The sequence below is a fragment of the Halioglobus sp. HI00S01 genome (genome assembly GCF_001635445.1).
In the GTDB taxonomy this organism is placed as follows: domain Bacteria; phylum Pseudomonadota; class Gammaproteobacteria; order Pseudomonadales; family Halieaceae; genus Halioglobus; species Halioglobus japonicus.
The window spans coordinates 115,329-129,187 of sequence record NZ_LWEE01000265.1; the positions used below are offsets into that span (position 1 = coordinate 115,329).

At 52.4% G+C, this 13,859-nt stretch carries 13 protein-coding genes; 6 read left to right on the forward strand and 7 right to left on the reverse strand.

The genetic code is table 11. The annotated features are described in order from the left end of the window. Window positions 1–47 precede the first annotated feature (47 nt). The 5 genes from A3709_RS17995 to A3709_RS18015 all read left to right on the forward strand — a co-directional run bounded on the left by A3709_RS17995 (window position 48) and on the right by A3709_RS18015 (window position 6,570). Entirely contained in the window at window positions 48–761 is a 714-nt protein-coding gene (locus A3709_RS17995; RefSeq protein ID WP_066058555.1) for an RNA polymerase sigma factor FliA, read from the forward strand. Between the two features lie 82 nt (window positions 762–843). Further along, window positions 844–1,632 (forward strand): MotA/TolQ/ExbB proton channel family protein, encoded by a 789-nt coding sequence (locus A3709_RS18000; RefSeq protein WP_066057778.1) that lies wholly within the window; start codon window positions 844–846, stop codon window positions 1,630–1,632. Then, on the forward strand, window positions 1,629–2,531 hold the full coding sequence (locus tag A3709_RS18005) for a MotB family protein (protein WP_082850197.1): 903 nt from the start codon (window positions 1,629–1,631) through the stop codon (window positions 2,529–2,531). Before A3709_RS18000 ends, A3709_RS18005 begins: the two co-directional genes overlap by 4 nt. A gap of 109 nt (window positions 2,532–2,640) precedes the next feature. Next, a complete protein-coding gene (locus A3709_RS18010; protein WP_156507844.1) occupies window positions 2,641–3,033 on the forward strand; it encodes a response regulator in 393 nt (130 codons plus the stop codon). A gap of 246 nt (window positions 3,034–3,279) precedes the next feature. Further along, window positions 3,280–6,570: a response regulator gene (locus A3709_RS18015; RefSeq protein WP_197484279.1), complete on the forward strand. Its 3,291-nt coding sequence runs from the start codon at window positions 3,280–3,282 to the stop codon at window positions 6,568–6,570. Between the two features lie 22 nt (window positions 6,571–6,592). On the opposite strand, the gene A3709_RS18020 is transcribed toward A3709_RS18015, so the two are convergent. From A3709_RS18020 to A3709_RS18035, 4 genes are read right to left on the reverse strand one after another with little or no spacing between them, the layout of a single operon-like run. Further along, the gene (locus A3709_RS18020; protein WP_066057787.1) at window positions 6,593–7,600 is read right to left on the reverse strand and encodes a diguanylate cyclase response regulator; all 1,008 of its coding nucleotides are present in this window, start codon (window positions 7,598–7,600) and stop codon (window positions 6,593–6,595) included. Further along, window positions 7,594–8,316 carry an ATP-binding protein gene (locus A3709_RS18025; RefSeq protein WP_066057790.1) on the reverse strand — a complete coding sequence of 241 codons (723 nt, stop codon included), beginning with the start codon at window positions 8,314–8,316 and terminating at the stop codon, window positions 7,594–7,596. Before A3709_RS18025 ends, A3709_RS18020 begins: the two co-directional genes overlap by 7 nt. After that, window positions 8,313–8,867, reverse strand: coding sequence for a response regulator (locus A3709_RS18030; protein WP_082850199.1), 555 nt, complete (start codon window positions 8,865–8,867; stop codon window positions 8,313–8,315). Before A3709_RS18030 ends, A3709_RS18025 begins: the two co-directional genes overlap by 4 nt. Further along, entirely contained in the window at window positions 8,848–10,203 is a 1,356-nt protein-coding gene (locus A3709_RS18035) for an ATP-binding protein (protein WP_197484280.1), read from the reverse strand. The genes A3709_RS18030 and A3709_RS18035 overlap by 20 nt, the downstream gene beginning before the upstream one ends. Before the next feature lie 311 nt (window positions 10,204–10,514). Here A3709_RS18035 and A3709_RS18040 point away from each other — a divergent pair, with 311 nt between their 5' ends. Then, window positions 10,515–10,940: a hypothetical protein gene (locus tag A3709_RS18040; protein ID WP_066057796.1), complete on the forward strand. Its 426-nt coding sequence runs from the start codon at window positions 10,515–10,517 to the stop codon at window positions 10,938–10,940. Here A3709_RS18040 and A3709_RS18045 read toward each other — a convergent pair. From A3709_RS18045 to A3709_RS18055, 3 genes are all read right to left on the reverse strand, one after another. Beyond that, entirely contained in the window at window positions 10,924–11,313 is a 390-nt protein-coding gene (locus A3709_RS18045; RefSeq protein ID WP_197484281.1) for a GGDEF domain-containing protein, read from the reverse strand. The genes A3709_RS18040 and A3709_RS18045 overlap by 17 nt on opposite strands. Before the next feature lie 4 nt (window positions 11,314–11,317). Continuing rightward, window positions 11,318–11,692, reverse strand: a complete 375-nt coding sequence (locus tag A3709_RS18050; protein WP_066057803.1) for a hypothetical protein — start codon at window positions 11,690–11,692, stop codon at window positions 11,318–11,320. Between the two features lie 126 nt (window positions 11,693–11,818). Next, complete coding sequence (locus A3709_RS18055; RefSeq protein ID WP_066057809.1) at window positions 11,819–13,768, reverse strand: CHASE3 domain-containing protein; 1,950 nt, start codon at window positions 13,766–13,768, stop codon at window positions 11,819–11,821. Window positions 13,769–13,859: the final 91 nt, after the last annotated feature.

Consider the following 13,859-nt stretch of genomic DNA (forward strand, 5'->3'; position numbering starts at 1 on the left):
CAATGAAACGATGGCGCTCAACGCGGCTGTCAGGGATGGAAGAAACGATGTATACGGCAAACGGACAGCTTGAGCAGCGTGACTTGGCCGAGGAATATATTCCGATTGTACGCCGTCACGCACTGAGCCTCAGGGTGCGGTTGCCGGCCAGCATAGAGTTGGATGACCTGGTTCAGGCGGGGTATCTCGGTTTGCTCGAAGCGATGCAGCGTTTTGATGAGAACAATGGCACCCCATTTCAGGCCTATGCTAGTGCCCGTATACGCGGTGCTATGGTGGACGAGTTGCGCTCGCGTGACTGGTTGCCGCGCAGCGTTCGTCGTCGCGCCCGGGAAATGGAAGCCGTGGTGTCGCGGCTGGAGCAATCCTTGGGGCATCCGCCTTCGGAATCTGATATTGCAGCCGCCATGGGAATTGATCTGGAGGACTACCTGCATCTTCTGGCCGATACCAATAACGGCCTTATTCTGCCGCTGGCGCAGTTGGCTGAACAGGGGTGGGAGCCGGGCGACGACGCTGATGAAGATGGCACACCTTATTTGGACGCCCTCTATGAGGAACAACATGAACATTTGGTAGAGGCCGTCGAGGCTGTCCCTGAGCGCGAGCGACTTCTGCTGGCGCTTTATTATCAGGAAGACCTTAATTTGAAAGAAATTGGCTCGCTGATGGGCGTAAGTGAATCCAGAGTATGTCAGTTGCATAGTCAGGCCGTGGCCCGTATCCGTTCAAGGCTGGGACGAACTATGGAGATGAACTGAGCCTAACCCCCAGGCTCAAGTATTGGATTTGCGGGCCGATCATTTGCTTAGGTGAATTGTTTAATTGTGGTGGCGAAGGCAAATGGATTCGGCGACGCTTATTGGGATGGTGGGTGCAGTTATAGTAGTTGCATTGGCTATTGGGCTCGGTGGCTCAGCAGCCACGTTCATCAACTTGCCGGCATTACTGATTGTTCTGGTGGGAACCCTGTTCGTCGTTATGATGAAATTTTCCCTGCACGATTGTCTCAATGCTTTCAGTGTGGCTTCCCGCGCCTTCAAATATCGCCTCGTGCCTCCCCAGGAGCAGGTCGATACACTCGTAGAGATGTCCAAATTATCGCGCAAGGAAGGCATGCTGGCACTCGAGCGGCTAGAGATAGACGACCCGTACCTGGCGGATGCGGTGGTGATGCTGGTTGACGGTATGGACCGCGCATCTGTCGAGGCGCGTATGAGCAAGTTGTCGCAGCAGACGGCGGATCGCCATTCCTGGGGCGCCGAAGTATTTTATGCGGCGGCGGACGTTGCGCCGGCGATGGGTATGATTGGCACGCTGATTGGGCTTGTGCAGATGCTATCGAACATGGATGACCCAAAGAGTATCGGTCCGGCGATGGCAGTGGCCCTGTTAACAACCTTGTATGGTGCGGTGCTGGCCAATGTATTTGCCAAACCGATTGGTGATAAGCTCAGCCTGCGAAAAGACGAGGAAGCACGCAGTAATGCGCTTTCCCTGGACGGTATTCTGGCTATACAGGATGGATTGAATTACCGTATCGTTGAAACGCTGTTAGCAGTGTATCTAAAGCCCCAGCCGCAGGGGGAGGAAACAGAAGAAGTAGCTGAGGCTTCGCGGGCCGCCGCGTGAGCTCGCGAAACTCAGGCTCCAGCGGCGCCCCGGCATGGATGGCAACATTTGCCGACCTTATGTCGCTGATGGTTTGTTTTTTCGTATTGCTGCTGTCGTTCTCGCAAATGGATATCGTCAAGTACAAGAAGCTTTCTGAATCTATGCGACTAGCTTTTGGCGTGCAGCGGGATGTGCCTGCGATGGAGATCCCCAAGGGGACCAGTGTCGTTCGCCGGGAGTTTAGTCCCGGTACACCCAGATCCACGCCTCTGCCTGAATTCAAGCAGCAAACCACGGATCAGGTCAGTCGCAACCTGAAAATCGGGAACACCGACAGCGAGGAATTGTCCGAATACGACGTCGAGAATATGCGGCCGCAAGAAATCGATGAACTGAAGAGTATGCTGGCAGAGCTTGGCGAGGAGGAAGTGCTTCGCAAGGTACTCAAGCAGGGCATTGATGAAGGTAAAGTGGAATTTGATTCGACGCATAATCAGGTGACGATCCGTATCCGTGAACACGGATCTTTTGCCTCGGGCCTGGCGGTGCTCAATGAGGATTTTCTGCCGCTGATCGCTGAGTTACGTTGGGCCTTGCGAGAGGTTCACGGTACGATATCGGTAGAGGGTCATTCGGATGATGTTCCTTTTCGCGGCGCGGGCTATGACTCCAATTGGGAGTTGTCGATTGATCGCGCTATGTCTGTGGCGCGAGAGCTGATGCGCGATGGGCTGCTTGATGAAGATCGCTTTATGGTAGTGGGGCATGCTGATACACACCCGCTAAAGCCCAATGATTCGGTTGCCAATCGCGCCGCGAACCGACGTGTGGAGATCGTGATTCGTGACAAAAAACTTCCACCCATTGCCGAAACCCCGGGTGGCACTTTGGAACTCATCTCCGATTCAGTTCCCTAGTCTGCTTATTGCCCTGACACGTCAGCTATTGGTCCGAAAAGATGACGATTTTCTCAATCGCGTCTATAATTTTCGAGGCGGTTATCAGTGACGTTAGGGAGGACGTCGAGTGCACTTAGTAAAGATCGTTTACATCGAGGACAATATCTCGAATATGACCTTGGTGAGAAAAATTATTGATCTTGTCGACTCAATTGAAATGGTCGGCGCATCGACAGGTAGTGAAGGCATTGAGCTGGTGCGTTCAACGCTCCCAGACATCGTACTTCTGGATATCAACTTGCCGGATATGGACGGCTTCAGCGTTCTACGCACCTTGAAAGAGGACAGTAGCACTGAGCGTATCCCCGTAGTGGCACTTACAGCCTCGGCCACCCGGGCGGAAGTATTGGAAGGGAGAAAATTGGGCTTTGATCGCTACCTCACCAAGCCCTTTAATATAGAAGAATTTCTAGACCTGCTGAGCAATCTCGCACCCACTGCTGAACAATTGAAACTATGAGTCGCTGGGAAATATCCTATGGCCGATAATCACCCGCTTGTAGCACCGAAACATACTCCGAGACAACTTCCTGAGTCGTTGCGGCTGTTGATAGGTGGCGTGGTTTTTGTGCTATTACTCCAATTTATCTACATGGCGTCTGTTACGCTGGCATATCGCGAGCTGCAAAGAGACGTTGATCATGCCGCTGCGGCTTTAATCTCGACTCGTGCAAACGAAGTTGCTGTTTACAGTCGGTGGGTCGACATGATGGGCCCCGTCCTAACTCGTTCACCGCCCGCCAGGGCGTTTGCAGACCAGGGCTTGGGTTCAGATGCATCTCAGGTTGGGAGTTCGAACGATGATTTGTTCGAATGGTTGTCCGACGTTCTGGTCAGTCATCCAAATATGCAGGGTATCTACTTCGTCAATGAGTCGTTGGATGAGGTGACGTACTCGATTCAACGCGGGCCATCTGGCACCCCCACCAGTGGCATGTATGTCGATACCGAGGCCCTTATGGCGGCCTTACGTCAGCCAGGCTTGGGCAGTGCCGGAGTGAGCTCGGAAACGGAGCTACGGTACTACTCGCTTGAGCTCTTACAAGGGCTTGATGAAGAAAACAGTTACACGATCCCCGGGCGGCTCACTGCGATGCATCTATTTGATTCCCAGGGGCGGCCGGCGGGGCAAATGGTACTTCAGTACTGCATCATAAAATGGGCCAAATCCATTGCGCTTAGGGATCCGTCGAATCTTTTGTCCAGCTATCTGGTGGACGAACGCAACCAGTTTTTAGGTGTAGACGTTGTCAGTGACAGTGCCAGGGATTTTCTGCATTCCCAGCTTCAACCTGAATCGCTCATGGGCTGGCAGGAGGGTGGTCTTATGCAGGCCTATCGGAGGAACGGCGAGTTTGTGATCGCGGCGCGAGTGCCACTGGCAGAAGAAGGCATTATTAGCGAACTCAGCCAGGTCTTAATCGGCAAGCCCGAGGTCATCGCTAGTTACCATGCACAGCTGACCCGGGATAACTTTATTGCCGGTGCTGTACTTTTGGTTGTTCAGTCGCTGTTCTGTATCTACCTCTATCAGTCTATATATCGGAGAAACCGTCTTTTGCAGAGCAATGTCGAATACGAGCGCATCGTAGAACACAGTCTCGCAGGAGTCATGGTTGTTGCCGCCGATGGCGAAGTGTTGTCGTGTAATGAAGCAGGCCTGGCGATATTTGGCTTTGAGGACGAGCAAATCGTAGGTGACGATCTCTATCGCCGAGTGCATTGCGGCGACGATGTCAGGCTTAGTTTCGAGTTGCTCGACGAACTTGCCGACAGCGGGCACGGTAACAACGAGGTAACTTGGACGGTCGCCGCGCAGAAGTTGGAGCTACTGATCAATGTGGCCTGGTTGGATTATGAGGGCCACGAAGGAGCTTTCACACTCATCATTGTTGATAATAGCGAGCAGGTCGCTCTGCGTCATCGCATGGAATCCGCCAATGAGAAGCTAGAGGATGAAGTTCGTAAACGCACTATTGAACTTGAAAAAGCGCATGAACTGGCCCTGACAACCAACGAGCTGAAAACCGGGTTTATTGCTAATATCAGTCACGAGTTGCGCACGCCTATTCATGGCATCTCTGGTACATTGCGCCTGCTGCGCCAGGATCCGCTCAACGAGCGTCAGAATCACCGCCTAATGATGGCGGAGGAGAGCGTTGCCGAACTCAGTCGCATTATCGGCGGCATAATCGATGTGTCGAAACTGGAGGCCGACCGACTCGATCTCGAGGAGTCCGAGATCAGTTTGCCAACGGTGATAAACAAGGTAGTGGCAGATATCGCGCCACGGGCGGCCAAGAAAGGACTGGAGTTGGTCGTCGATATCGTGGACGTGAGTGAAGGGCTGATCTATGGCGACGGTGATCGCGTAGGGACGGTGATTGAGTCGTTGCTGGACAACGCAGTCAAATTCTCCGAGCAGGGCGAAATCTATGTGCTAGGTAGCACATCCCTTGGCTACGAAGATGAAGTTTTGTTCCATCTGAGCGTGCTTGACGACGGTCCGGGTGTGACGCCATCTGAGGTGGAAAGCCTATTCGATCCCTACTATCGTGGTCAGGCAGCCGGGGACGAAGGCTGGAAGCCAGGTGTTGGCATGGGCCTCGCGGTTGGTCGCCAATACTGCAGACTGATGGGCGGTGAACTACATGTCGAGGCACCCGAGAGTGGTGGCAGCCGCTTTACCATGGAACTTCGATTAAGTGCGTTGGAACCGGAGCGGGTTACCAGTCTTGTTGCCGACGGGGTTTTACAACAACGGCGTATCGTGGTCATGGAGAGTGGTCCAAATGCCTTGTCAGTCATGCGCCGCACGTTGGATGCGCAACGAGTTCAGGCGCATTTCTGTGTAGATTTAATGGATTTGAAACTCTCCCAGTGGGAGTCGCTGGATACACTAATAGTGCCGCTGGGGGTCTATGAAGAGTATCGCAGCATGATCCGGGATCGGCTTAATCGGGATAAGGGTATTGTGCCACCTCTGGTGCTGGTAACTGCCTATCCGCTGCCAGAAATTCTTATGCGACAAACAAGTTTCGACGACAACGTATTTCTTCTGAGGAAGCCGGTCACGCCATTCACGCTGGAGAATGCGATTCTGCAGGCCGAGGGCGAGCAGCCGCCGTCGCACGGTGATAGTCGCGAGCTGGGCGACGACGATAGCAGAAAGATCTGGGAGGTATTACCTTCATTGACGGTCATGGTTGTCGATGATAACGAGATCAATCTGCGAGTGGTCGGTGGTCTACTCGAAAGCTACGGAACGAACGTTGATTACGCGCGCCAAGGCCAGGAGGCGATCGATATTTTGTTGCGCAACCGCGGCAAAGTGTATGACGCCATTGTTATGGACTGCCAGATGCCGGTAATGGATGGCTATGAGGCTACTCGACGTATTCGTGCTGGCAAGGCCGGTATTGAGCGCCGCAACGTACCTGTTGTAGCCGTCACTGCCGGTGCCATGGGCGCGGATCGTGCCAAGTGTCTTGAGTCGGGCATGAATGATTACCTCGTCAAACCACTTGAGCCCAATGCCCTTGAGCTCAGCCTGGTGCGCTGTGCGGACGGCAGTGACGTAAGCGAGACAAGCCAGGTTCAGAGTTTGGCCGCGAAAAGCGAGGAATTGAAGCTGGCAGAAAGAAACCTGAGAGGCCTGCCAGACTGGAGTCGAGAAGATCTCGAGCGGCGTATACTCCACAATCGCGATATATTCCATACTATTGTTGAGCTCTATACTCGTACCTCTCCAGACCTTGTTGCCCAGATGGACGATACGCTGGAGGCTGCCAATTATCGTGATTTGCGTACTGCAGCCCATGATCTGAAAGGCATGGCGGATAATATCAGCGCCTCCAAAGTAGCCTATCTCGCTCGCGACATAGAAATGGCCACGCTCGACCGACGCATCGATGATGTCAGTGCTTTGCTGGAGTTACTCAAGCGATGTAACCGGCGCCTGGTGTGGCTGCTGGAGGAAGAAACTCAAGCGCTTTAAGTCGATGAGTTGGCTGACACCGTCAGGGCTGGTACTGAACAGTTCTCGTCAACGGTTGTGTTGGTACGCTACGTGGAATTTCTGTGGGTTTGAGAGCGGCGTATTTTTTCTGCTTGTACATTGCTTTGTCGGCATATCGGAGAAGCGCCGGTAGGTCGGGACATTCGGGATAGGTTGCTATGCCTATTGCTGGCCGGCAGGTGACATCGATCTCACCCACTCGAAAGGGTTCGTCAAAGGCGCCTTCTATGCGTTTAGTCAGGCTCTTAACTTCACAAAGGTCTTGCAGAATGTCGGTGAGAATGACAAATTCGTCGCCTCCCAATCTGGCCAGCAGATCGCATTGACGCACCAGCGAATTTAGTCGACTAGCCACGCCCTTGAGCAATTCATCACCGACATCGTGGCCATAGCTGTCGTTAATCAGCTTGAAGCCGTTAAGATCAAGAAACATAAGCGCCAGCGAGTGTTTTCTCCGACGCGCCTGTTTAATCGCGCGCTCTCCGACTTCCTGCAGCATCAGACGATTCGGTAGCCCTGTGAGGCAGTCGTAGCGTGCTGCGCAGGCCAGCAGCTCGTTTTGCTCGGCCGTCCGCTCCAGCTCTTCCTGAAGGCGTTGGGTGATTTCCTTGCGCTCTACGGCGTAACGAATCCCCCGCGAGAGTAGTTCTGGGCTAAGTTGGCTTTTTGGGAGATAGTCCTGAGCGCCCGAGCGCAGTGCCCATGCCGCAACTTCATCGTCCTCATTGCCTGTAAGCACTACAATCGGCAGTGCCGGCACGCGGTTGCTGATGTCGTCGATCTTGTCGACACCCTGGTGATCAGGGAGGCCGAGATCGAGTAGTAGTATGTCAAACACATTGCGCTCTATGGCTGCCAAAGTATCGTCTAGGCGTGTGACAAAGCAAGCTTCCAGATGCTGCGGGAATGCGCGGTTCAGCATCTCTTTGATGAGTTCGGCATCTGCTAGGTTGTCTTCCGCAACTAATATTCTTCGGATAGCTGGAGCGATAGTTGGTGTCGTTAACATGGTGCATCTCCTTTATTTCGAAGAGGCATTCTGCAGTGCACTGCTAGCCCGCCTAGAGCACTGTGATTGAAAGAAATATGACCGCCCGCCAAGTCGACGATTCGCCAGCAGTGAGCGAGGCCCATGCCAATGCCAGGGTACTCCTCTGCCCCATGCAGCCGAGAGAAGGGCGATGAAATCTGTTCGTAATCTTTGGGCTTTACTCCAATGCCATTGTCCTCCACCAGAAGCTCAAACTGGTTCGCTATTGAGCTTGCAGAAATTGCAATCTGTGCTGCGTTACCGGTGCGCTGGTAAGTTAAGGCGTTGTTCAGCAGATGCTTCAGTAATTCCTCGAACTGAGCTCGATCACCTGTGATGTATTGATTGGATGCTCTCGAATGGACGACGGCACCGGCCTCTCGAAGTTTGGCTTGTAGCTCGCTGAGTACATTAGCGATGGCCTGGTCAACGTCGATTGGCTGGCCCTCCTGCCGCTCGCTGGCTAGTTTAGTATAGTGAAGAAGCGCCGCGAGCATTGTCTGACTACGCGCACCATTTTCGGCGACGAGTTTTAGCCAGAAGCGTTCCTTGTCGTCCAGGCGCGAGTCCAGACGATCCAGCAATAATCCCGAAAATTGTACGACCGAACGTAGCGGTGCGCCCATGTCATGGGCAAGCCCGTATAGCAGTCTTTGTTCAATATCAGTCTGGCTTGTAGGCTCAAGTCGGCTCATACTTCGCTCTCTTGAAAGTTTGGGGTTGCAGACTGATCTGCGCGTGGAAGCGCGACTATGTTAATCCAGAACGTTTCGATCATCTGTATGACATTGAGAAAATCCTGTAGCTGAACGGGTTTGGTAATAAAGCAGTTAGCGTGAAGCTGATAGGTTTCTTGAATGTCGCGGCTGGCCTCAGAACTGGATAGTACGATGATTGGAATACACCTGAGGTTTTCATCGGCTTTGACCTGGGCGAGAATTTCCCTGCCGCTGACCTTCGGTAGGTTTAAGTCGAGCAAGATCAGGTCAGGTAAGTTTGTGGACGAATAGGGTTCACGCTGTAGTAGATAATCCAGGGCTGTCTCGCCGTCGGTGATGACATCCAGCTGATTGGTGAGTCGCCCCGTTTCCAGAAGTGCTTCGCGGGTAAGTTCAATATCTCCAGGATTGTCCTCGATAAGTAGAATGCTTATCGAGCCACTCGCCCTGGTCGAGTCATCGTTATGACCGTCGAGCCTACTTATGTTCCGGTTGAATGGGGAAAGGTTATGCGACTGACTTGACATGACGACTCTCCTCGCTGGTTTTGCTACTGCTGTCGGCGCTAGTGACGTTCTTTCTGGGCCATTTGAGGACGAATCGAGAACCCTCATCGGCGCTGCGATCGAGACTGATAGTGGCGTTGTGTCGCTCGGCTACCCGCTTGCAAATGGCGAGTCCCAAACCCGTACCCGGATAGTCTGCTCTTGAGTTCAATCGCGAAAACATCTCGAACAATGAGTCGGCATACTTTGGAGGGATGCCAATGCCGTTGTCGCTTACGCTGATCGTCCATAGGTCCTCGTGACATTCAGCAGATACTTCGACACAGGGAGCTGCGGATTCGTTGAATTTTATGCCGTTAGTAATCAGATTGGTAAGCAGCTGCAAAATCTGGGAGTGCACACCTACTATTGTAGGCAGGTCATGCCATTGAACACTGCCGTTAGCTTCAGACAGAGAAATCTGCAGTGTTGTACATACCTGTTCAAGTACAATATTGAGGTCTACCTGCGCATAATTCTCGGCACTCTGATCTACCCGACAAAAGCTAAGGATATCGGTGATCATGGTCTTGGTGGTGGTTGCTGAATTGGTAATATACTCCAAGTATTCGCGGGATTTGTGGTCGAGTGAATCTGCCGCGCGTTTCTCTAGGAGTTGACTGAAGCTATGCATCATGCGCACAGGTTCTTGTAGGTCATGTGAACAAATAAAGGCGAAACGTTCCAGTTGCTCATTGGACTGGGTAAGCTTTTCAAGAGCAACATTCATTTCCCGATTGCTTTCCTCGAGTTGCTGCATCACCCGGCGACGGTCACTAACATCCATAACGGAGATTGCAACTGAGCGATCCTTGCCCAGCACAACAGGCGCCAGCCCGATTTGCAGCGGCAGTAGTTCACCGCTCCGCGACAAACCGAATAATTGATCATTCCCTTCAGACATATTGCGCTGGCGGTTTTCCTGCGAGAAGGCGGCGCGATAGCGCGGATGGATTGAGCGTTTTTCCTGTGGAATCAGGTTCTCGATAGGCATATCCATAAACTCCTCCTCCGAAAAACCAAATAACCGACAAGCTGCGCTATTGGCCTCAGTTATGAGCCCCTTGCTGTTGATGATCAGCAGGCCAGTCGGCATCAGTCTGTTGATGGCCCTGGCGCGCTCACCTGCCTGAACGAGTTTGTCGCTTAGCTGGTTGTACTGTTGTGGTTGGAAGGCCAGCAGCAACAGCGCCATGGGAGTAACCAGGAGGTGACTCCACAGCAGGGCCTTCGAGCCGAAAAACTCGGTTGTCTCAAAAAGCAGCTGATAGTACGACACCAGACCAAATATCAACTGCAGGAACAGCAGCAGTAACACAAGTGGCATGGCGAACTTACGCATATTGCATCCCGATTACCTTGACCTGAGCGTGTCAGATCTGTCGCCTTTCGACATCACGATCGCCTTTGTAAACTTCGATATTCCAGATTCTATCGGCCGTTGGCGGCTTCTCTGAAATACATGACCGAGCACGCCAATAAATATCATGCCGGAGCCTTAATTTACGCCTTTCGTCGTCGATAATGTTGGGTAGAGGTAGGTGTATGGGTCAGTGTTTCGTTACTATTTGTGTTGGGGTAGCCCTCGCCGTATTGGCAGGTTCGCTACGTGCGCAGGAATCATTACTTATGGAGATCCGCTGGCAGACGCCGGCTGTAGAGCCTCGTTACAGCACGCGAGATGCCCGAACAGAGCAACAGTTAGTGCAAGTAGTGACGGGCAGCACCACGCGGTTGCAGCGCCAGAGCGGGGTGGATTATGAGCTACGGTCCAGCTATCTGGGCTTGCCTCAGGTTCAGCAGTTGGCCCATGATGTTGAGGCCTTTAGTGTCACGCCGGGTGTTGAGGGTGACACGGTCATCGCCGACCTGTCGGTCACTAAGAAACGTGGTAGTGAGAGATTTAGCTTTGATACTCGACTGCTGGGGAAAATCGGCGAGTGGCTCGTCGTGCTGCCGGAGCAAAACGCATCGCAATCCAGCCATAGCTACTCCAAGCGATCCAGCAGTCATGACGCACCGGCGCTTTACCTTCGTTTTACCCGTTCTCGGTAGCTTTAGTATGCGCGTCTGATGCAGGCAGGTCGCGAGTGGTTGAGCGCGTCACCGGGGTAGGGTGCATGGGGCCTTCTCCCATATTTTGGAAGGCTTTGGTTCGGTTGCGACCGGCAGACTTGGCGCGATATAGAGCTACATCGGCATCATGAACCAAACCCTCGAAATCAATCTGCTCCCCAGAGCCAATCGCAACTCCAGCGCTGACAGTAAACGACAGTTTTCGCTCTTGTGAACCGCGTATCTCCAGCCCCGCGATTGCCTTACGCATGGTTTCTGCCTGTAAGCAGGCATGCTCCAGAGTGGAGCCAGGGAGTATGACCAGAAACTCTTCTCCGCCCAACCTGCCTGCCAATGCTCGGTGTCTGCACAATTCCTCAATCGTCTGGGCCGTCAGGGCAATAGTCTTCGGTACTCCCGGTGAGGAGATACTGCATATAAGACCGATCGATAAGGGCCTGAATCAATTCAGGGCTGGCTCCAAAGGGCTCTAGTAACGACACACTGCGAGAGTAACTTGCGTGCGCGTTTTCTTGCCGCTCGAACGCTTCCCACCGAGCGCCGATTAACGCATATCCTTCGGCGAGTCCAATCGGATTCAGATTCCTGCTGTCGAGGTTCGTCTCGAACACAGCAAGGGAATTCTGGTCTGCAAGCAGATTAATCTCAGCGCTAAGCTCATTGCCCGATGTATTCATCGCAGACAGCAGGCACAGAATCGTCAATATGCAAGAGCGATATTTGATTGCCATAACGAGTTGTTTCAAAATTAGATCACTACAACAACCGTGCGGTTGCACGAGTTGAATCCTGTTCGTGCAACATAGACCGGTTGTGGCCTGCTAGCCACTACGTATCACTGTCATTGGCCATTGTCGTCACGAGGATGGAGCAGGCACTACTATATTATTTGGGCCTTTAAGGTAGGCGTCGAGTAGATCGTGGAGATGGGCAAAGTCGAAAGGTTTAGCCAGGTAAGCAGCAAACCCTGCGTCCATGCCTCGCTCGATATCCCGGTGCATAGCATTAGCAGTCACTGCGATCACAGGTATGCTCTTAAGCTCGTTGGTTTGCTGAATGATGTTGAGTACCTGATAACCATCCATACCGGGGAGATTAATGTCCAATAAGAGCAGGTCAGGTTTGTGAGTATTCGCCAGTTCGATACCAAGTTGGGGGGTATGCGCGGTTAGAAGCCGCAGTTTACTCCGTTTAGCCAGAACTTTTCGCATGAGCTTAAGATTAGCGGGGTTGTCCTCGATATACAGTACAGTTTTCAGCTGCTCAGGCAGAGTGCTCATAGTAACCTCTCCGTCATTTTCATTGACGTCATGTAATGTGGCAAACACCGGATCACCAAGAGGGAGGAAAATGTGGAACGTAGCTCCTCTGTATTGATTGTTTGCATAGGAAAGTTCACCGTCCATCAGTGTGATGAGTTTCTGGGTGAGCGTCAGCCCGATACCTGTGCCCTCAATGTCGGTAAATTCAGCACCTAGTCGCTCAAAGGGCTTGAATAGTGCTGCCTTGTTTTCCTCGGCGATTCCTGGCCCCGTATCGGAGATGCTGATGCGGTATTTCCCGTCGCTGCTTATGGCACCCGATAATTCGATTTCGCCGTACTCAACATTGTACTTAATCGCGTTGGAAAGCAGATTAAGTACAGCTTGCTTCAGACGGATTCGATCAGCAAAAATCACCCCTGGCTGGATATTCTGAAATTTAAAAGTCAGGCTTCTTCTTTCGATCATTGGCTGTACAAGTTCGATGCATTCTTTGAGTATTGACTCAATCCCCAGTGATTCCAATGACAGTGACACTGTACCGGTTTCGACCTTGGAAAGATCAAGGACCTCGTTAATGAGATCCAGAAGGTGGTGCCCTGCCGCTGTGATTTCATGTACGCTGTCGCGGTGTTCTGGACTAAGTTTCTCATCGTGGTCCATATATTGGCCGAAACCGATAATGGCATTGAGCGGTGTGCGCAGTTCGTGGCTCATGCTCGAAAGAAATTCGGTTTTTGCATTGTTTGCTTTTTCGGCCTCCTGCACTTTCACAGCCAACTGGCGTGTGCGTTCCTCAATCAGTAGTTCCTGGTTGTCTGAGTGTATCCTGAGCTTTTCTAGTGCAGCGGCTCGCTCTTTCTGTGCTTCGATGAGACTCTGGCTTTCACCGCGGCTGTGCGCCAGCAGTCGGCGAAAATTGCGAGTCGCCGAGAATGAAATCGCCAGAATAAGAACAAGGCTGACAATTTCAACGGTAGTGCCGGCTATCTGAGTCCTTTTCAGTGTCGCCTCGCGAGTACTCAGCAGATACGTTTCTTCATCTGCCATGCGCTTCAATACCTTCCGCAGCTGTACCATGAGTGACCTGCCCAGGTCGGAGTCCACGATTTTCAGCGCTCCCGCCCGGTCACCATTGGCCGTCAGATTAACGGTTTCCTTTAGCTCGGCTGTTTTGGCATCTATCAGGTGTCGTGCGTCGTCGATAAGTGCTTGCTGGCGGACATTCTCGGCGGTCAGAGCGCTTAGATATGTGATCACTCCGTCCACGTCGCGCAGCGCCTTGTCAAAGGGCGTCAGATACTTGGGGTCTGCTGTGAGAACATATCCGCGTTGGCCGGTTTCCATATCCTTCATTACCGAGAGTAGGTCGGTGATGGCGGCCATTACCGTTTGGGTCTGAAATAACTTTTCGGTGGCTTCACGCTGTTTATTACCCACGTAGACCTGGGCGACTACGAAGAGCAGAACAACGGGGAGTGCCAATAATAATCCGCTCGAGTTAACGCTGGTCGACTTATTTGTTATTTTGCCGAGGTGCTTCATGAAATGTCCCTTCTCTAATATATACAAGCTAGCACTAAAAGAGATATTCGTCCTCTCGCAATCTAGATATATTTATCCCAGTTACGTTGCA

Coding starts and splice junctions, on each gene's coding strand:
- A3709_RS18000 (WP_066057778.1), top strand. CDS start 844: ATGGATTCGGCGACGCTTATTGGGATGGTGGGTGCAGTTATAGTAGTT.
- A3709_RS17995 (WP_066058555.1), top strand. CDS start 48: ATGTATACGGCAAACGGACAGCTTGAGCAGCGTGACTTGGCCGAGGAA.
- A3709_RS18025 (WP_066057790.1), bottom strand. CDS start 8,316: ATGAGCCGACTTGAGCCTACAAGCCAGACTGATATTGAACAAAGACTG.
- A3709_RS18020 (WP_066057787.1), bottom strand. CDS start 7,600: ATGTTAACGACACCAACTATCGCTCCAGCTATCCGAAGAATATTAGTT.
- A3709_RS18055 (WP_066057809.1), bottom strand. CDS start 13,768: ATGAAGCACCTCGGCAAAATAACAAATAAGTCGACCAGCGTTAACTCG.
- A3709_RS18050 (WP_066057803.1), bottom strand. CDS start 11,692: ATGGCAATCAAATATCGCTCTTGCATATTGACGATTCTGTGCCTGCTG.
- A3709_RS18040 (WP_066057796.1), top strand. CDS start 10,515: ATGGAGATCCGCTGGCAGACGCCGGCTGTAGAGCCTCGTTACAGCACG.
- A3709_RS18030 (WP_082850199.1), bottom strand. CDS start 8,867: ATGTCAAGTCAGTCGCATAACCTTTCCCCATTCAACCGGAACATAAGT.
- A3709_RS18015 (WP_197484279.1), top strand. CDS start 3,280: ATGATGGGCCCCGTCCTAACTCGTTCACCGCCCGCCAGGGCGTTTGCA.